19 protein-coding genes are annotated in these 18,664 nt (G+C 70.7%); 16 read left to right on the top strand and 3 right to left on the bottom strand.

The features are described 5' to 3' along the window. Nucleotides 1-2: 2 nt before the first annotated feature. Nucleotides 3-1,292, bottom strand: a complete 1,290-nt coding sequence (locus ASD84_RS07345) for a citrate synthase (RefSeq protein ID WP_056708451.1) — start codon at nt 1,290-1,292, stop codon at nt 3-5. 125 nt (nt 1,293-1,417) lie between these two features. Then, entirely contained in the window at nt 1,418-1,624 is a 207-nt protein-coding gene (locus ASD84_RS07340; protein WP_056708448.1) for a hypothetical protein, read from the bottom strand. 103 nt (nt 1,625-1,727) lie between these two features. Between ASD84_RS07340 and ASD84_RS07335 the strand changes: the two genes are divergently transcribed. The 6 genes from ASD84_RS07335 (at nt 1,728) to glmM (ending at nt 7,134) form a co-directional block, all read left to right on the top strand. Next, nucleotides 1,728-2,066: an ArsR/SmtB family transcription factor gene (locus tag ASD84_RS07335; protein WP_056708445.1), complete on the top strand. Its 339-nt coding sequence runs from the start codon at nt 1,728-1,730 to the stop codon at nt 2,064-2,066. Nucleotides 2,067-2,200: 134 nt separating this feature from the next. Continuing rightward, the gene (locus ASD84_RS07330) at nt 2,201-3,784 is read left to right on the top strand and encodes a SulP family inorganic anion transporter (RefSeq protein WP_235531011.1); all 1,584 of its coding nucleotides are present in this window, start codon (nt 2,201-2,203) and stop codon (nt 3,782-3,784) included. Nucleotides 3,785-3,836: 52 nt separating this feature from the next. After that, nucleotides 3,837-4,424, top strand: a complete 588-nt coding sequence (locus tag ASD84_RS07325) for an adenylate kinase (RefSeq protein ID WP_056708442.1) — start codon at nt 3,837-3,839, stop codon at nt 4,422-4,424. Nucleotides 4,425-4,695: 271 nt separating this feature from the next. Further along, nucleotides 4,696-5,139, top strand: coding sequence for a 50S ribosomal protein L13 (gene rplM / locus ASD84_RS07320; protein ID WP_056708437.1), 444 nt, complete (start codon nt 4,696-4,698; stop codon nt 5,137-5,139). 35 nt (nt 5,140-5,174) lie between these two features. Next, nucleotides 5,175-5,678, top strand: a complete 504-nt coding sequence (gene rpsI / locus ASD84_RS07315; protein WP_082573206.1) for a 30S ribosomal protein S9 — start codon at nt 5,175-5,177, stop codon at nt 5,676-5,678. A 94-nt stretch (nt 5,679-5,772) separates the two neighbouring features. Beyond that, on the top strand, nt 5,773-7,134 hold the full coding sequence (glmM, locus tag ASD84_RS07310) for a phosphoglucosamine mutase (protein WP_056710777.1): 1,362 nt from the start codon (nt 5,773-5,775) through the stop codon (nt 7,132-7,134). A 9-nt stretch (nt 7,135-7,143) separates the two neighbouring features. Here glmM and coaA read toward each other — a convergent pair whose 3' ends face one another. After that, a complete protein-coding gene (gene coaA / locus ASD84_RS07305; RefSeq protein WP_056708434.1) occupies nt 7,144-8,154 on the bottom strand; it encodes a type I pantothenate kinase in 1,011 nt (336 codons plus the stop codon). 64 nt (nt 8,155-8,218) lie between these two features. Between coaA and glmS the strand changes: the two genes are divergently transcribed. The 10 genes from glmS to tsaD all read left to right on the top strand — a co-directional run bounded on the left by glmS (nt 8,219) and on the right by tsaD (nt 18,661). Next, entirely contained in the window at nt 8,219-10,063 is a 1,845-nt protein-coding gene (glmS, locus tag ASD84_RS07300; RefSeq protein ID WP_056708432.1) for a glutamine--fructose-6-phosphate transaminase (isomerizing), read from the top strand. Between the two features lie 5 nt (nt 10,064-10,068). After that, nucleotides 10,069-10,422, top strand: coding sequence for a holo-ACP synthase (locus ASD84_RS07295; RefSeq protein WP_056708429.1), 354 nt, complete (start codon nt 10,069-10,071; stop codon nt 10,420-10,422). Between the two features lie 2 nt (nt 10,423-10,424). Then, nucleotides 10,425-11,882, top strand: coding sequence for a bifunctional ADP-dependent NAD(P)H-hydrate dehydratase/NAD(P)H-hydrate epimerase (locus ASD84_RS07290; RefSeq protein WP_056708427.1), 1,458 nt, complete (start codon nt 10,425-10,427; stop codon nt 11,880-11,882). Between the two features lie 16 nt (nt 11,883-11,898). After that, nucleotides 11,899-13,056, top strand: coding sequence for an alanine racemase (alr, locus tag ASD84_RS07285; protein ID WP_056708424.1), 1,158 nt, complete (start codon nt 11,899-11,901; stop codon nt 13,054-13,056). Further along, nucleotides 13,053-14,165: an alpha/beta fold hydrolase gene (locus ASD84_RS07280; protein WP_056708421.1), complete on the top strand. Its 1,113-nt coding sequence runs from the start codon at nt 13,053-13,055 to the stop codon at nt 14,163-14,165. Before alr ends, ASD84_RS07280 begins: the two co-directional genes overlap by 4 nt. Continuing rightward, entirely contained in the window at nt 14,162-15,097 is a 936-nt protein-coding gene (gene tsaE / locus ASD84_RS07275) for a tRNA (adenosine(37)-N6)-threonylcarbamoyltransferase complex ATPase subunit type 1 TsaE (protein ID WP_056708418.1), read from the top strand. The genes ASD84_RS07280 and tsaE overlap by 4 nt, the downstream gene beginning before the upstream one ends. Before the next feature lie 200 nt (nt 15,098-15,297). Further along, nucleotides 15,298-16,452: a family 16 glycosylhydrolase gene (locus tag ASD84_RS07270; RefSeq protein ID WP_156391645.1), complete on the top strand. Its 1,155-nt coding sequence runs from the start codon at nt 15,298-15,300 to the stop codon at nt 16,450-16,452. A gap of 33 nt (nt 16,453-16,485) precedes the next feature. Beyond that, complete coding sequence (gene tsaB, locus ASD84_RS07265) at nt 16,486-17,145, top strand: tRNA (adenosine(37)-N6)-threonylcarbamoyltransferase complex dimerization subunit type 1 TsaB (protein WP_056708412.1); 660 nt, start codon at nt 16,486-16,488, stop codon at nt 17,143-17,145. Continuing rightward, a complete protein-coding gene (gene rimI, locus ASD84_RS07260) occupies nt 17,142-17,603 on the top strand; it encodes a ribosomal protein S18-alanine N-acetyltransferase (RefSeq protein WP_056708410.1) in 462 nt (153 codons plus the stop codon). Before tsaB ends, rimI begins: the two co-directional genes overlap by 4 nt. Then, the gene (tsaD, locus tag ASD84_RS07255) at nt 17,603-18,661 is read left to right on the top strand and encodes a tRNA (adenosine(37)-N6)-threonylcarbamoyltransferase complex transferase subunit TsaD (protein ID WP_056710775.1); all 1,059 of its coding nucleotides are present in this window, start codon (nt 17,603-17,605) and stop codon (nt 18,659-18,661) included. Before rimI ends, tsaD begins: the two co-directional genes overlap by 1 nt. Nucleotides 18,662-18,664: the final 3 nt, after the last annotated feature.

Raw genomic sequence — 18,664 nt, 5'->3', positions numbered from 1 at the left:
GCTCAGGCCCAGCGCTCCTCGGCCGGCACGAAGTCGAGCGTGCGCGGACCGGTGTAGATCTGCTTCGGACGAGCGATCTTCTGCTCCTTGTCCTGGACGAGCTCCAGCCACTGTGCGAGCCAGCCCGGCGCGCGGCCGATGGCGAACAGCACGGTGAACATCTCCGGCGGGAACTCGAGGGCCTCGTAGATCAGGCCGGAGTAGAAGTCGACGTTCGGGTAGAGCTTGCGCTTGACGAAGTACTCGTCCTCGAGCGCGATCTTCTCGAGCTCCTTGGCGATCTCGAGGAGCGGGTTGACCCCGGTGACCTCGAAGACGTCGTCGCAGGCCTTCTTGATGATCGTGGCGCGCGGGTCGAAGTTCTTGTAGACCCGGTGACCAAAACCCATCAGCCGCTCGTTGCCGGCCTTCACGCCCTCGATGAAGGCGGGGATGTTCTCCTTGGTGCCGATCCGGCGCAGCATCTTGAGGACGGCCTCGTTGGCGCCACCGTGCAGCGGGCCGTAGAGGGCGCCGATGCCGGCCGCGACAGCGGAGTAGGGGTCGACCTGCGAGGAGCCGACCGAGCGGACCGCGTTGGTCGAGCAGTTCTGCTCGTGGTCGGCGTGCAGGATGAACAGCACGTCGAGCGCCTTGGCGATGCGCGGGTCCGCGGCGTACTTCGTCTCGCTCATCTTGAAGAGCATCGAGAGGAAGTTCTCCGCGTAGGAGAGCTCGTTGTCGGGGTAGACGTACGGCTTGCCCTGCGCGTGGCGGAACGACCAGGCGCCGAGGGTCGGCATCTTCGCGATCATCCGCACGATCTGGATGTGCCGGTTGTCCGGGTCGTCGATGTGACGCGACTCGGGGTAGAACGTCGAAAGGGCCCCGATCGACGCCATCAGCATCCCCATCGGGTGCGCGTCGTACCGGAACCCCTGCATGAAGCCCTTGACGTTCTCGTGCACGAACGTGTGGTACGTGATCTCGTGCACCCAGGCGTCGTACTGCTCCTTCGACGGCAGGTCGCCGTGGACGAGCAGGTAGGCCACCTCGAGGAAGTTCGACTTCTCCGCGAGTTGCTCGATCGGATAGCCGCGGTACTCGAGGATGCCGCGCTCACCATCGATGTACGTGATGGCACTGCGGCACGAGGCGGTGTTGACGAAACCGGGGTCGTAGACAGCCAGGCCGGGATTTTCCTCATCGGCCTTGATCTTCCCGATGTCGGCGGCCTTGATGGTGCCGTCGACGATCGGGATGTCGTACTCCGCTCCGGTGCGGTTGTCGCGTACGGTGAGAGAGTCAGTCACCCCTGCAACCTAGTCGCCCGTGTCACATGGCGGAAAGGTGGTGTCCCGAGGCGTGGCCTGGGACACATCTCACAGTGACGTCCTGCCGGGCAAAGACCGGGCAGGTGACAGGGCAGGTGACTCAGTCAGCCCGCGATGACCGTGCCGGTCACCGGGTAGGCGAGGCTCCCGAGCCGGTCGCCCGTCTCGGGGTCGTGCAGGAGCAGGCGTCGGACCCCCGGAACCGGCTCGGTGATCCCCCGGACGACGGCGCGCCCGCTGGCGGAACGGGCGCTCTTGATGACCTGTCCCGGCGTCAGCAGCCGGACCACGATCCGGTGTTGGTGCGGCATGCGGGCTCCCTGCTCTCGGTTGTTGAGTTGCAGACTACATGACTTGAAGAACTGTGCAAGTCGTGTAGTCTGAGTGCATGGTGACCGTCCGGGCAGTGGTGTCATGAGCATTCCGCTGTACCAAGCGAAGGCGGAGTTCTTCAAGACCCTCGGCCACCCTGCCCGCATCCGGATCCTCGAGCTGCTCTCCGAGCGGGACCATGCGGTGCACGAGCTGTTGGCGGAGATCGCCATCGAGCCCAGCAGCCTGTCCCAGCAGCTCGCGGTCCTTCGGCGCACCTCGATGGTGGTCTCGCGACGCGACAGCGGGCAGGTGGTCTACTCGGTCAGCGTTCCGGAGGTCCGCGACCTGTTGGCGGCGGCGCGCCTCATCCTGTCCGGGATCGTCGCCGCACAGGGGGACCTGGAGGATGAGCTGTCCCCGATGTCCGCCGTCCATTGACCGCCCCATTGACCGGCCGGGTGACTGGCCGGGCGGGTGCCGTGGCTCGTGACCTCGTGGCGACGGGCGTGCGACGGCTCGGACAGGTCGCCCCCCGACGTTCGGACTGGCGGCACCTCTCACCCCGTCGGGACGTGACGGCCGGACTGACCGTGGGGCTGGTGGCGCTCCCGCTCGCGCTGGGGTTCGGCGCCAGCACCGGCATGGGCGCGACGTCGGGACTGGTCACGGCGATCGTCGCTGGCACTGTCGCCGCTCTGTTCGGCGGCAGCCGGGTCCAGGTCAGCGGTCCCACCGGGGCGATGGCGGTGGTGCTGATCCCGATCGTCGCCACCCACGGAGCGGACGGGGTCCTGGTCGTCGGGATGCTCGCCGGTCTGATCCTGGTCGGCCTGGCGCTGGCCGGTGGCGGGCGGTTCATCAGGTACGTCCCGATTCCCGTCGTCGAAGGCTTCACGCTCGGGATCGCGGTGATCATCGCTGTGCAGCAGGTCCCTGCTGCCCTGGGCGTGGCGTCGCACGGGCAACAGGTGCTCGTCGTGGCGGGACGTGCCGCACGGATCTGGATCGAGGGCCCGAACTGGGCGCCGTTGTTGATGGCGACGGGGGTCGCGGGTGGGATCCTCCTGCTGGCCCGGTTCCATCCACGGCTGCCGTGGTCGTTGATCGCCGTGGCGCTCGCCAGTGCCTGCAACCTGGTGTTCGACCTGGCCGCCGACACGATCGGGGCGATCCCGTCGAGCCTGCCTGTTCCGTCGTTGCCCGGAGTGCCGCTGGCGGACCTGGACGCGCTCCTGCTTCCGGCGATCGCGGTCGCCGCGCTCGCTGCCCTGGAGAGCCTGTTGTCGGCGACGGTGGCGGACGGCCTCAGCGTCGGGCAACGTCACGACTCCGATCGCGAGCTGCTCGGCCAGGGGCTGGCCAACCTGGCTGCACCCCTGTTCGGTGGGATTCCTGCCACGGCCGCGATCGCCCGGACAGCGGTCAATGTCCGCTCGGGCGCCACGTCGCGCCTGGCGGCGCTCGTCCACGCAGCGCTCCTGCTGGGAGTCGTCCTGGTGGCCGCCGAATGGGTGGGCCGGATCCCGCTCGCAGCCCTCGCCGGCGTGCTGGTCGCCACCGCGGTCCAGATGGTCCGGGTCTCCGGGTTGATGGCGCTCGCCCGCTCCACGAAGGGCGACGCCGCGGTCCTCGCGGTCACCACCATCTCGACGGTCGCCTTCGACCTGGTCACCGCGGTGATCGTCGGACTGGTGGTGGCCGGGTTCGTGGCGCTGCGCCAGGCCGCCAGGTCCGCACGGCTCGAGGAGATGCCGCTCGACGAGGGAGACCACACCGCCGAGGAGCGGTCCCTCCTCGACGACCACATCGTCTGCTACCGCCTCGAGGGGCCGTTGTTCTTCGGTGCCGCGCACGACTTCCTTCTCGAGCTGGCCGAGGTGAGCGACGTCAGGGTCGTCGTGCTGCGCCTGTCACACGTCGTCAGCATCGACGCCACGGGTGCCCACGTGCTGGCCGACACCATCGCCCGCCTCGAGCGCCGCGGGGTGACGGTCCTCCTGTCCGGCGTACAGGTCCGCCATCGGCAGGTCCTCACCGAGCTCGGTGTGTACGACGGCCTGGCCCATGAGCGCCATCTCTTCGACACGACCCCGGCTGCGATCGCCCACGCGCGGGTCCACGCGGCCCGCATCGAGCACATTGCCTCCGCCAGCTGACTGATTCATCCAGGCGCATTCGCGCATCCCCCAGAAGAGAGGAACCCCCACGATGCGGTTGATCATCATGGGCCCGCCGGGTGCGGGCAAGGGCACCCAGGCCCGCTACATCGCCGAGCGTCACGGAATCCCGGCGATCTCCACCGGCGACATCTTCCGTGCCAACGTCGCGGACGCGACCCTCCTCGGGCTCCGGGCGCAGGCCTACATGGACGCGGGGGAGTACGTCCCTGACGAGATCACCAACGCCATGGTCCGCGACCGCCTCCAGGCGGCTGACTGCCACGACGGCTTCCTCCTGGACGGCTACCCCCGCACCCTCGACCAGGTCGCCGAGCTCGACAGGGTGCTTGCCCGCCTCGATGCCCGGCTGGACGGAGTGCTCCTCCTGTCGGCAGACCCCGAGGAACTGGTCGAGCGACTCCTCGGCCGGGCGCGCACGGAGGGGCGTGCGGACGACACCGAGTCGGTCATCCGGCGCCGCCTCGCGGTGTACGAGGAGCAGACCACTCCGCTCGTGGCCGCCTACGAGGAACGGCGGCTCCTGGTGGCCGTCGACGGGCTGGGTCTCGTCAGCGAGGTCACCGACCGCCTGCAGGCGGCCGTCGCCGGTCTGCAGCGTGCAACGACGGCGTTTTGACCGTGTCAAGGACCCCGCCGTAGTCTTTCCTGCGCGTCTCCTGCCGCTTCGCGCTGCCGTCCTGTACGGCGCCGAGGCAGTCCCGGATCGCCCAGCGTCTGAATCAGGCCCAGTGCCTCCTTCAGGTGGATCGTCGTGAGACGAGCATGTGTGGGCCGGGCTGAGTTCGTCAGAAGACGTCGCCTGCACGGTGCAACAGCACCGGCGGCAGGCAAGCCCGGTCGACATTCGTCGAATGGGTCCACGAACTAACCGAGGAAGTGTTCGCACTATGCGTACCTACGCTCCCAAGCCCGGAGACGTCGAGCGCGCCTGGCTCGTGATCGACGCCACCGACGTCGTCCTGGGCCGGCTGGCCGTCACCGCCGCTGGTCTGCTCCGCGGCAAGCACAAGCCGATCTTCGCGCCGAACGCCGACACCGGCGACTTCGTCGTGATCATCAACGCCGACAAGGTCGCGCTGTCCGGCAAGAAGCGCACCGACAAGATGGTCTACCGCCACTCCGGCTTCCCGGGTGGTCTGACCGCGACCCCGATCGGTCAGGTCATCGACAAGGACGCCCGCAAGGCCGTCGAGCAGGCGGTCTGGGGCATGCTCCCCAAGAACCGCCTCGGTCGCCAGATCATCACGAAGCTCAAGGTCTACAACGGCCCGACGCACCCCCACCAGGCGCAGCAGGCCGTTGCGTACGAGATCACCCAGATCTCCCAGTGACCCGACCGAGCTGACCAGGACTAAGGACTTTCATCGTGACTGAATCGCAGAACACCGAGGTCGAAGAGACCTTCGAGACCGACGACCAGGGCCTCGCCTACACCAGCGAGACCTCGCCGTCCGACGCCACTCCCGCCGTCCCGGCGACGATCGCCCCCGGCGCGGCCACCGGCCGTCGCAAGGAAGCCGTCGCCCGCGTCCGGATCGTTCCGGGCACCGGCACGTGGACCATCAACGGCCGCGCGTTCGAGGACTACTTCCCGAACAAGCTGCACCAGCAGGTCGCCAACGAGCCCTTCGCGACGCTCGGCCTCGAGGGCCGCTTCGACGTGATCGCCCGTATCCACGGTGGCGGCATCACCGGTCAGGCCGGCGCCCTGCGCCTCGGCGTGGCCCGCTCGCTCAACGCGATCGACATCGACGCCAACCGCCCGGCCCTCAAGAAGGCCGGTCTGTTGACCCGTGACGCCCGCGCGACCGAGCGCAAGAAGGCCGGTCTCAAGAAGGCCCGTAAGGCTCCGCAGTACAGCAAGCGCTGATTGCGACGACAGGGCCACGCACCGCACCTGCGGTCCGTGGCCCTGTCGGCCGTTTTCGGCCATGATCGTTCCGCCACCACACGAGGGAGTGCACGTGCCCCGCATCTTCGGCACCGACGGCGTTCGCGGTCTCGCCAACGTCGACCTGACCGCCGAGCTGGTCCTGGACCTGTCCGTCTCGGCTGCGCACGTCCTTGCCGAGCGCGGGGTCTTCGCCGGACACAGGCCTCTCGCGGTGGTCGGGCGTGACACCCGGATCTCCGGGCAGTTCCTCGAGGCGGCAGTCGTGGCCGGCCTGGCCTCGGCCGGCGTGGACGTGCTGCTGCTGGGCGAGATCCCGACACCCGGGGTCGCCTACCTGACCGCCTCGCTCGGCGCGGACCTCGGCGTGATGCTCTCCGCCTCGCACAACGCGATGCCCGACAACGGCATCAAGTTCCTCGCCCGCGGCGGCGTCAAGCTCGACGACGCGATCGAGGACGCCATCGAGGCGCGCCTCGAGGAGCCGTGGGAGCGGCCCGTCGGCGGCGACGTCGGCCGGCTCACCCCGCACCTCACCGCGATCGACGAGTACGCCGCCCACCTGGTCGCGACCGTCGGCGACCTCGGTCCCGCGGCTGGTCAGCGCCGGCTGAAGGTCGTGCTCGACTGCGCCCATGGCGCAGCCTCGGTCGCCGGTCCGAAGGCGCTGCGTGACGCGGGCGTCGAGGTCGTGGCGATCTGTGCGGAGCCCGACGGGCTCAACATCAACGACGGCTGCGGATCGACCCACCTCGACGTGCTGCAGAAGGCCGTCCTGGACCACGGCGCCGACGTCGGCTTCGCGCTCGACGGCGACGCCGACCGCTGCCTGGCAGTCGACGCCGAGGGCGCGATCGTCGACGGCGACCAGATCCTCGCGATCCTGGCCCTCTCCCTGCGGGACGCGGGCCGGCTGGTCGACGACACCGTCGTGGCCACGGTCATGTCCAACCTCGGCTTCGTCCAGGCCCTCACCGCGGCGGGTGTCGTCGTGCGGCAGACCGCCGTCGGCGACCGGTACGTGCTCGAGGACATGAAGAACGGCGGCTACTCGCTCGGCGGCGAGCAGTCCGGTCACGTGATCATGAACGAGCACGCCACCACGGGCGACGGCGTCCTCACCGCCCTGCAGGTGCTGCACCGGATGGTGGCCACCGGCCAGTCGCTGCGCGAGCTGGGGGCCGTGATGACCCGTCTCCCGCAGGTGCTGGTCAACGTGCCCGGCGTCGACCGTGCGCGCACCGACGACGCCGAGCTGGTTGCTGCCGTCGTCGCTGCCGAGGCCGAGCTGGCCGGCACCGGACGGGTGCTGCTGCGCCCCTCGGGGACCGAGCCCCTCGTCCGGGTGATGGTCGAGGCGCCCACCGCCGAACAGGCCGACTCCATCGCGCACGGCCTGGCCGACGTCGTACGACGACGGCTCGCGCTCGCCTGAAGCCAGGCGTCAGATCTTGCGCAGGCGCACGTAGCGGACCGAGTGGTCCGCGGACTTGCGCAGCACCAGCGTCGCCCGTGACCGCGTCGGCAGCACGTTGCGCTCCAGGTTGGGGCCGTTGATGGCGTCCCAGATCCGCCGCGCCTCGTCGACGGCCACGTCGTGGCTCAGCGCGGCGTACTTCGCGAAGTAGGAGCTCGGGTCGCGGAACGCCGTCTCGCGCAGGCGCAGGAAGCGGTCGACGTACCAGTCGCGGATGTGGTTGGTGTTGGCGTCGACGAAGATCGAGAAGTCGAAGAAGTCGGACAGGCCCAGGGTGATCCGGCCGTCCTCACGGACCCGCGCGGGCTGCAGGACGTTGAGGCCCTCGACGATCACGATGTCGGGTCGCTTCACCACGACCTTCTCGTCGGGCTTCACGTCGTAGACGAGGTGGGAGTAGACGGGCGCCTCGACCTCGTCCTTGCCCGACTTGATGTCGATCACGAACTTCAGCAGCGCGCGCCGGTCGTAGGACTCCGGGAAACCCTTGCGGTCGAGCAGGCCGCGCTTCTCGAGCTCGGCGTTGGGGTAGAGGAAGCCGTCGGTGGTGACGAGGGCGACGTTGGGGTGCTCGGGCCAGCGCGCCAGCATCTGCTGCAGGACACGCGCCGCGGTCGACTTGCCCACGGCCACCGACCCCGCGAGGCCGATCACGAACGGCGTCCTGGGCGGGGTGAGGCCGTGGAGGAACTCCTCCTGGTCCTGGTGCAGCGCTGACGCACTGCGGACCCGGAGGCTCAGCAGGCGGGAGAGCGGCAGGTAGACGTCGCGGATCTCGTCGAGGTCGAGCGACTCGCCGAGGCCACGCAGGCGGTCCAGCTCCTCGGTGGTGAGCGGGCTCTCGGTCTCCGAGGCCAGCTGCGCCCAGGTCGCCCGGTCGAGCTCGACGTACGGGGAAGCCTCGCGCTGCGACTCGTCGCCCGCCTGAGCAGCAGCCTGAGTCGTGGAGAGGTTGTCCGCCGTGGGACCGGTCACCATGGTGACGATTCTTCCAGTGCGCCCGTGCCGGTCCGGAGGCGCGTCCACCGTAGACTGCCTGATCATGTGCGGGATCGTCGGATACATAGGGCCCAGGTCGGCCCAGGACACGATCATCGACGGTCTGCGCCGGCTGGAGTACCGGGGCTACGACTCGGCGGGAGTCGCGGTCGTCAGCGGCGGTGAGCTGTTCGTCGAGAAGAAGGCCGGCAAGCTGGCCAACCTCGAGAAGGTCATCGACGACGAGCCCATGCCCACCTCCGGGATCGGCATCGGCCACACCCGCTGGGCCACCCACGGACCGCCGAACGACGTCAACGCCCACCCGCACACCGGCTCGGTCCGCCGGGTCGGCCTCGTGCACAACGGCATCATCGAGAACTTCGTCGAGCTCCGTTCCCGCGTCGAGGACGACGGCCACGAGCTGCTCTCCGACACCGACACCGAGATCGTCGCGCACCTCGTCGAGCTCCAGGTCCAGTCCGGCGTCGACCTGGTCACCGCGATGCAGCGGGTGTGCCAGCAGCTCGACGGTGCCTTCACGCTCGTCGCGATCGACAGCCAGGACCCCGACACCGTGGTGGCGGCGCGCCGCAACTCCCCGCTCGTCGTGGGGCTGGGTGAGGGCGAGAACTTCCTCGGCTCCGACGTCGCGGCGTTCATCGAGTTCACCCGCGAGGCGCTCGAGCTCGGCCAGGACCAGATCGTGGTGATGACTCGCGACAACGTCGAGGTCACCGACTTCTGGGGCCGGCCGGTCGAGGCCAAGCGTTTCCACGTCGACTGGGACCTCTCCGCTGCGGAGAAGGACGGCCACGACTGGTTCATGCGCAAGGAGATCTTCGAGCAGCCGCGCGCCGTCGCCGACTCGCTGATCGGCCGTCGTACCGCCGCAGGGCAGCTGCAGCTCGACGAGATGCGCCTCGCGGACGAGGAGCTCCGCGACATCGACAAGATCATCATCATCGCCTGCGGGACGTCGTTCTACGCCGGCATGGTCGCGAAGTACGCCATCGAGCACTGGACCCGCACGCCGGTCGAGGTCGAGCTCGCCTCGGAATTCCGGTACCGCGACCCGATCATCGACTCCACCACGTTGATCGTCGCGATCAGCCAGTCGGGGGAGACCGCCGACACGCTGCAGGCGATCATCCACGCGCGCTCGCAGAAGGCCAAGGTGCTCGCGATCTGCAACACCAACGGCTCGTCGATCCCGCGCGAGTCGGACGCCGTGATCTACACCCACGCGGGACCCGAGATCGGCGTCGCCTCGACCAAGGGATTCCTCACCCAGCTGGTCGCCTGCTACCTCCTCGCGCTCTACATCGCCCAGGTCAAGGGGACCCGTTTCGGCGACGAGATCGACGAGATCATGGAGCAGCTCGAGGCGATGCCCGAGCACATCGAGACCGTCCTGAAGGGCGCCGAGTCGGTCTACGAGCTCGCGCGTGACCACGTCGACAGCCGCTCGGTCCTGTTCCTGGGCCGGCACGCCGGCTACCCGGTCGCCCTCGAGGGTGCCCTGAAGCTCAAGGAGCTCGCCTACATCCACGCCGAGGGCTTCGCCGCCGGCGAGCTCAAGCACGGCCCGATCGCCCTGATCGAGGAGGGCCTCCCCGTGTTCTGCGTCGTGCCTCCCAAGGGCCGCGACCAGCTGCACGGAAAGATGCTCAGCGGCATCCAGGAGGTCCGGGCGCGCGGTGCCCGCACGATCTGCCTGGCCGAGGACGGGGACTCCTCGATCGAGCCGTACGCCGACGTCCTGATCCGGTTGCCCAAGGTGCCGGTGCTGCTCCAGCCGCTGGTGGCGATCGTGCCGCTGCAGCTGTTCGCCTGCGAGCTCGCCACGGCGCTCGGCCACGACGTCGACCAGCCCCGCAACCTCGCCAAGTCCGTCACCGTCGAGTAACGCCCATGGCCGTGGTGGGGGTGGGCATCGACGTGTGCGAGATCGCCCGGTTCGAGGAGTCGTGTCGTCGTACCCCTGCGCTGGTGGACAAGCTGTTCGTCGAGGCGGAGCGCGGCCGGCACATCAGCTCGATGGCCGCCCGGTTCGCGGCCAAGGAAGCGCTCGCGAAGGCGCTCGGCGCACCCCGCGGCATGGCCTGGCACGACGCCGAGGTGATCTCCGAGGAGTCAGGTCGACCGCGCTTCGTGCTGCGCGGGACGGTGCTCGCCGAGGCCGACCTGCTCGGTGTCCGCTCGGTGCACCTCTCGCTGACCCATGACGGCGGCATCGCCTCGGCGGTCGTCGTGCTCGAGGACTGAGCATGATTCGCGCCCACACGGTCGAGCAGGTCCGTGCAGCGGAGGCGGTGCTGCTTGCCGAGCTGCCGGACGGCGCGCTCATGCAGCGGGCCGCGCACGGCCTTGCGTACGCGGTGCTGGACTTCCTCGGTACGGCGTACGGGCGCCGAGTCGTGCTGCTCGTCGGGTCGGGCGACAACGGCGGTGATGCGTTGTACGCCGGTGTGGTGCTCGCGCGACGGGGCGTGCAGGTGGAGGCGTGGTTGCTGTCGGAGCAGGCGCACCCGGGTGGGGTGGCGGCGCTGCGGGCTGTCGGGGGACGGGTGCACGCCGGCCCGGAGGTTTCGAGGCTCGCTTCGCTCGCACCTCAACCACCGGGACGGGTCGACGTCGTGATCGACGGGATCGTCGGGATCGGGGGCCGACCGGGCCTGCGGCCGAACGCCGTGGCCGCGCTGGCGGCGCTCGAGGGGATCCCGGTCGTCGCGGTCGACGTGCCGTCCGGGGTCGACGTCGACACGGGTGCCGTGGACGGTCCGCACGTCACCGCCGCGCTCACGGTCACGTTCGGCACTCACAAGGCCTGCCACCTGGTCGACCCGGCCGCGCAGGCCTGCGGTGCGCTCGAGCTCGTCGACATCGGGCTCGGGTTTCGAGGCTCGCAGGCTCGCACCTCAACCAGCGGGTGGACCTCTGTCGAGGCGTTGCAACCCGCGGACGTGGCGGAGCTGCTGCCCCGGCCCGGCCCCGCGTCGCACAAGTACACCCGCGGCGTCGTCGGCGTCCGCGCCGGCTCGGCGACCTACCAGGGGGCCGGCCTGCTCAGCGTCGACGGCGCGGCCTGCGGCCTCGCCGGGATGGTGCGGTACGACGGCGATGCGACCGTGCTCGACCGGATCCGGGACCGGCACCCGGAGGTCGTCGGCCTCGGCCGCGTCCAGGCCTGGGTCGTCGGCTCGGGAAGCGACAGCTCTGCGGAACAGGCGCTGCGCGACTCGCTGGCCGATGACGTGCCGCTGGTGGTCGACGCCGATGCTCTCGCGTTCGCCGACCTGGCCCGGGGCCGGCCTGCTGTCCTCACGCCGCACGCCGGAGAGCTGGCCCGGATGCTCGGTGTCGAACGCGCGACGGTCGAGGGCGAGTCGCTCGAGCATGCCCGCCGGGCCGCCCGTGAGTACGACGCCGTCGTACTCCTCAAGGGGAGGCACACCGTGATCGCCGAACCGGCCGGGCGGGTGCGCGTGACGACCTCCGGCACGCCGTGGCTGGCGACCGCCGGCGCCGGCGACGTCCTCGGCGGACTGATCGGCGCGCTGCTCGCCGCCGGCCTCGAGCCCTTCGACGCCGCCTCGGTCGGGTCCTGGCTCCACGGCGCTGCCGCCACGCGGGCATCGGCCGGCGGACCGATCGTCGCCACCGATGTCGCCGCCGCGGTGCCGGACGTGATCGCGGCCCTCTTCGCCTCCCCCGGTCCGGGGTGATGGGAGGATCAGGACCATGCCCAGCACGTCGGCGCCCCTGGGGCCAGCCGAGATCGTGGTCGACCTCGACGCGATCCGCGCCAACGCGCGGACGTTGCGGAAGATCGCGGGCGTCCCGCTGATCGCGGTGGTGAAGTCCGACGGCTACGGCCACGGCATGGTCGCCTGTGCCCGGGCTGCCCGCGAGGGTGGCGCGGAGTGGCTGGCCACGGCCACGATCGAGGAAGCCCTCGCCCTGCGTGCCGCGGGCGATGTCGGGCCGCTGCTCTGCTGGATCACTGCCCCGGGAGCTCCGTACGCGGCGGCTGCTGATCTCGACATCGAGGTCACGGCCTACTCCGTCGCTGAGCTGGACGCCATGGCGTCGGCCTTCGCCGGACGGACCGGACCGGCCCGGATCCAGCTGAAGGTCGACACGGGGCTGTCGCGTGGCGGCGCCCCTCGGTCCGCCTGGGCCGAGGTCTTCGACCGCGCCCGCGCCGGGGAGGAGGCGGGCCACTGGAAGGTCACCGGCATCTGGTCGCACTTCGCGTGCGCCGACGAGCGCAACCACCCCGCCAACGACCGGCAGGAAGCGGCCTTCCGTGAGGCACTCGCGCTGGCCGCCGACCACGGACTTCGCCCGGAGCTGCGCCACCTCGCCAATTCCGCCGCGACGCTGCTGCGTCCGTCGTCCCGCTTCGACGCGGTCCGCTGCGGCATCGCGCTCTACGGGCTGGACCCGGCACCCGGTCAGACCCTCCCGGTCACGTTGCAGCCGGCCATGACCGTGCGGGCGCCGCTGGTCATGGTCAAGGACCTCGCTGCAGGAGACGCCGTCTCCTACGGGCACCACTGGGTTGCCGAGGAGCCGACCACGGTGGGACTGGTGCCGATCGGCTACGCCGAAGGCATCCCGCGCCACGCGTCGCGCCCGGGACAGCCGGACGTCGCCGCTCAGGTCGGCGTGGAGGGGAAGCTCCGTCCGATCCGCGGCACCGTCTGCATGGACCAGGTCGTCGTGGATCTCGGCGGGGACCGGCCCGAGGTCGGGACCGAGGTCGTCCTGTTCGGACCTGCGTCCGCCGGCGGCCCGACCGCCGACGACTGGGCCGAGGCATGCGGCACCATCAACTACGAGATCGTCACGAGGATCGGTGGACGGATGACGCGCAGGTACGTGGGGGAGCGATGAGTCGTCGCGGACGGATCCTCGGTTCGGTCGCCGGTGCCCTCGGCATCGCCGCCGCCGGTACGGCGGTCGGTGTCCTGCGCCAGCAGCGGCAGATCGGGCGGCGGGCGGGTGAGGACATCCCGTTCGGGACGCTGCGCTCGCCGGAGGTCAGTGTCATCGCCGAGGACGGGGTGCGCCTGTACGTCGAGGTCGACGAGGTCGGTGCCGCCACACCGCCGGCCACGGGGCCCAGTGGTGCGCTCGAGCGGCTGCTTCGTCGTACCCGGGACGACGCGCTGCCGGTCACGGTGGTCTTCGTCCACGGCTTCTGCCTCAACCACGACTGCTGGCACTTCCAGCGTGCGGCCTACCGCGGGCTGGTGCGCACGGTCTACTACGACCAGCGCTCTCACGGCCGGTCCGGGAGCTCCGACCGCAGCCACTCGACGATCGACCAGCTGGGGCGCGACCTCAGGGACGTCATCGATGCCGTCGTGCCCGAGGGCCCGGTCGTCCTGGTCGGGCACTCCATGGGCGGCATGTCCATCATCGCGCTGGCCGAGCAGTTCCCCGACCTGATCGGCACCCGCGTCATCGGAGCCGGGCTGATCTCGACCACCGCTGGTGGGCTCGACCCCAGCCGGATCCTGCTGCCGATGCTGCCGGCGCGACTGACCGGCCCCTTCGCCAGCGGCGCCGTCCGCACGCTGCACCTGGGCCACCGTGGCGTCGACCTGCTGCGGAGGGCGGGCAGCTCGATCGCCACCGTGGTGACCGACCGCGTCGCCTTCGGCGGGCCGGTGCCGCAGGGGTACGTCGAGTTCGTCGACGAGATGCTCGGCGCCACGCCGTTCGAGGTGGTCGCCGACTTCTTCCCGCACTTCGCGAGCCTCGACAAGTTCGACCACGTCGAGACCCTCGGCCGGATCCCGACCTCGATCATCTGCGGGACCGCTGACCGGATCACCTCGATCGGTCACTCGCGCAAGCTGCACGCGCGCATCCCGGACTCCCGGCTGCTCGAGTGCGAGGGCGCGGGGCACATGGTGATCATGGAACGCCACGAGCTGGTCAACGCGGAGCTCGACCAGCTGATCACCGCCGCCACGGCTCGGGCCGCGTCACGGTGAGCCTCGAGGTGATCCCGGTCGGCCAGCAGGCCGCCGGCGAGGTGCTCGCTGTGGTCCGCGCTGCGTTCGCTGCGCGTCCCGTTCTCGACCCTCCGGCCGAAGCCCTCAGCGAGACCGAGGCGTCGATCGCCGCGCTGCTCGCCCCCGGCGGCGGTCTGCTGGCTCGCCTGGACGGCCGCACGGTCGGCGCTGTCGTGCTGGACCCGGACGGCGATGCGCTCTACCTGCGTCGCTTCGGTGTCGATCCGAGCGCGCAGGGTCGCGGCATCGCCCGGGCCCTGGTCCGGGCCGCCCTCGCCGAGGCGGGTCGGCGCGAGGGCCTGCGGCGGCTGGTGATCCTGGCTCGCGAGGAGCTCCCGCTCACGGTGCAGTTCTGGCGCGACATGGGCTTTGCGGAGACGGCCCGCCTGTCGCCGTACGTCGAGATGGCGCGGCCGGTACCGCACACGGTCGAGGTCCCCACGGCTGATGCGATGCGCAGCCTCGGCGAACGGCTGGCGTCCGTGCTGCAGGCGGGTGACGTCCTGGTGCTCAGCGGCGAGCTCGGCGCCGGCAAGACCACCTTCACCCAGGGCCTGGGCGCCGGGCTCGGGGTCCGCGGGGGCATCACCTCGCCGACCTTCGTGATCGCGCGCGTGCATCCCTCGCTGTCGGGCGGTCCCTCACTGGTGCACGTGGACGCCTACCGTCTCGGCGGTGCAGCCGAGCTCGACGACCTGGACCTCGACACCGATCTTGACGATGCCGTCACGGTCGTCGAGTGGGGGAGCGGCCTAGCCGAGGGGCTGGCCGATGCCTGGCTCGAGGTGCGGATCGGCCGGGCGACGGGGGCCACGGAGGTCGACCCGGACGCGGACCCGCGGATCGTCGAGCTGGATCCGGTCGGCCTGAGGTGGCTCGGCGTGGACCTGCTGCCGGTTCGGCAGCGGTAACGGGAATTCGCCCCGCCAGGGCATGATTCGGCGCCCGCCAGGGACCCGGTCCCAGGGACCCCGGTCCCGCGGACCCCATCCCTGATGTCACCACCCACGCAGGCCATCCGGGTCCGTGCGCGCGCAGGTGTCAGCGCGCCTTCGCCCACTCCTAGCCTCGATTCGAGGGATCAAGGGGAGCGGAGGGGGTGGGTTCAGTGGTGCGTTCTCGAGCGCTGGTCGTGGCACTGCTGTGCGTCGTCGCACTCGCTCTTCCCGTCGATCGCGCGGCCGCAGGAGGCCGTGCGACTCCTGTCCTGGACCACCCTGCTGAACGCAGCGCTTCGGTGCTCTTCACGGGTCGGACTGCACCGCGCGCGGTCGTCAGGCTCCAGGTGCGCGCGCCGGGTCGTTGGCAGACGGTGCGGACGACGCGCGCTGCGCGCTCAGGTGCGTACCGGATCGCCACGACCTACCCGTCCCGGCCACGCAGCTACCGGGTGGTCTCCCGCGGCCGGGCGAGCGCGGTCCGACAGGTCGGACCCCGGAAGGTCGCCGCCACCCCGGCACCCGTGCCTGCACCCGCACCCACCGATGAGTGTGGCGTGCGGCCCCGCCGTGCTGACGGCTCCTACTACGCCTGCTCGTTCCACGACGAGTTCGGCGGCGAGACCCTCGACACGAGCAAGTGGCTGGTCCAGGAGACCTCCTACAGCGGGATGTCCAGCGGCAACCGGGACTGCTACGTCAACGATCCGGCGACGATCGCCGTCGCGTCGGGGACCCTCCGGGTCACCGCACGTCGTCAGTTGGAGGCCTTCACGTGTGCCAGTCCCTACGGCGACTTCCGGACCACCTCCACGGCCGGCACCGTCTCGACGCGCGACCGGTTCGGCCAGGCCTACGGACGCTTCGAGTTCCGGGCGAAGCTGCCGGCCGAGCCAGGTGTCCCGGGGCCACACTCGGCCCTGTGGCTGTACCCGCAGGCCCACACCTACGGGGCCTGGCCCCACTCCGGCGAGGTGGACGTCGCCGAGTGGTTCAGCGCGCGCCCGGGCAACGTCTACCCCTCGGTCCACTACGCAGGTGAGGTGATCCCGGAGAGCTCCGGCGGGAACTGCGCGATGCCGACCTCCAGCAGTGCCTTCCACACCTACGCGGTCGAGTGGACCACCCAGGTGATGCGGTTCTACTACGACGGCCGGCTCTGCTACTCGCACGTCTGGAACCCGCTGGGGCTGACCCGACCGCAGCCGTTCGACCAGCCCTTCAACCTCGTCGTGACCCAGGTCTGGGGACACCTCTGGAACGCGCCGACCGATCAGACAGCAGCGTCCGCGACCATCGAGGTCGACTGGGTCCGCGCCTGGCGGTGAGGGCGGGCTGCCCGGGCCGGTAGCCTCGACGGCGTGCTGCTCGCCTTCGACACCGCGTCGCCGACGGTCACCGTCGCCCTCCATGACGGGACCGAGGTGGTCGCCGCCGCGACCGCTGAGATCGGGATGCGGCACGGCGAACAGCTGGCGCCGCTCATCGAGCAGGTCCTCGCCGCCGCCGGCATCACGCCCGCCGGCCTGACCGGCATCGCGGTCGGCGTCGGTCCCGGCCCGTTCACCGGGTTGCGGGTCGGCCTGGTCACGGCCCGGACGTTGGGTCACGTGCTCGACGTGCCCGTCCACGGCGTGTGCTCGCTCGACGCGCTCGCCGCCGAGGCCGTCGCGTCCGGGGTCGTGGAGGGCGAGTTCCTGGTCGCCACCGACGCGCGGCGCAAGGAGGTCTACCTGGCGTCGTACGACGGCAGCGGCCGGAGGCAGGGCATGCCGGTCGTCGAGCGTCCTGCTGTCGTCGCCAGCGACCTGCCGGTCGTCGGCGAGGGTGCGGCGCTCTACCCCGAGTCCTTCCCGAACGCCCGCATCCCGTTGCGCCCGGACGCCGGGTGGCTGGCGCGCGCGGTGATCGGGCAGCAGGTGGAAGTGACCGGTCCGGAGCCGTTGTACCTGCGTCGCCCCGACGCCGAGATCCCGCGTGCAGCCAAGGCCGTGCTGCCCGACGGAGCGCCGGCGAGGTGAGCTCCTCGCCGGTCGTGCGGGTGGCCGTCGCGGCGGACGTGCCGCACGTCGTGGACCTGGAAGCCGCGGCGTTCCCGCTCGATCCGTGGTCGACGAACCTCGTGGGTGAGGGGGTCAGCGGCTCCCTGCCCACCGTCTCCTATGTCATCGCCGACGTCGCAGGTGAGTTCGCGGGGTACGCCGTCGTCAGTGTCGTCGACGTGGCCGAGCTGCAGCGGATCGCCGTACTGCCGCGCCTGAGGCGGTCGGGTGTGGCCACGGCGCTGCTCGCGGCCGTGCACGCCCAGGCAGCGGACGGTGGCGCCGACCGGTTGCTGCTCGAGGTGCGCGAGGACAACGCGGAGGCGATCGGCTTCTACGCGCGCCACGGCTTCACCGAGCTCGGCAGGCGCGCCCGCTACTACCGCGACGGCACCACGGCACTCGTCCTGACGACGTCGGTCACAATGGTCCCGTGATTCGCGACGAGCCGCTGGTCCTCGGCATCGAGACCTCCTGCGACGAGACCGGTGTCGGCATCGTGCGGGGCCACACCTTGCTGGCCGATGCCGTCGCCAGCAGCGTCGAGGAGCACGCGCGCTTCGGCGGCGTCGTACCAGAGGTCGCCAGCCGCGCCCACCTCGAGGCGATGGTCCCCACCATCAAGCGGGCCTGCGACACGGCCGGCATCCAGCTGGCTGACGTCGACGCGATCGCGGTCACCCACGGTCCGGGCCTCGCGGGCGCGCTGCTGGTGGGTGTCGCCTCGGCGAAGGCGCTGGCCCTGGGGCTCGGCAAGCCGATCTACGGCGTCAACCACCTCGCTGCGCACGTCGCCGTCGACCAGCTCGAGCACGGCCCGCTGCCGGAGCCGTGCCTGGCGCTGCTGGTGTCCGGCGGTCACTCCAGCCTGCTCAAGGTCACCGACATCACGGGCCACGACGGCGGCATCGATCCGCTCGGCGCCACCATCGACGATGCCGCGGGCGAGGCCTTCGACAAGGTCGCCCGACTCCTGGGCCTGCCCTTCCCCGGCGGGCCGCACATCGACCGGGTCGCTCGGGAGGGTGACCGGATCGCCATCGACTTCCCGCGAGGACTGTCGAGTCGTCGCGACCTCGAACGACACCGCTTCGACTTCTCGTTCTCGGGCCTCAAGACGTCGGTCGCACGCTGGGTGGAGGCGCGCGAGCGCAGCGGCGAGCCGGTTCCGGTCGCCGATGTCGCAGCGTCCTTCCAGGAAGCCGTCTGTGACGTCCTGGTGCGCAAGGCCCTCGACGCCGCCCACGCGGAGGGCATCGAGGACCTGATGATCGGGGGCGGGGTGGCTGCCAACTCGCGGCTGCGGGCCATGGCCGAGGAGCGGGCCGGCAAGCTCGGCATCCGTGTCCGGGTGCCACGTCCGGGGCTGTGCACCGACAACGGGGCGATGGTGGCTGCCCTCGGCGCGACCATGGTCGCGCGAGGACGTCAGCCGTCCCCGCTCGACCTTCCGGCCGACTCGAGCCTGCCGGTCACCGAGGTCCTTGCTGGCTGAAGC

The sequence above is a fragment of the Nocardioides sp. Root682 genome (assembly GCF_001427795.1).
In the GTDB taxonomy this organism is placed as follows: domain Bacteria; phylum Actinomycetota; class Actinomycetes; order Propionibacteriales; family Nocardioidaceae; genus Nocardioides.
The sequence above is the reverse complement of the archived record's forward strand: the minus strand, read 5'-3'. Positions and strand labels throughout refer to the sequence as shown.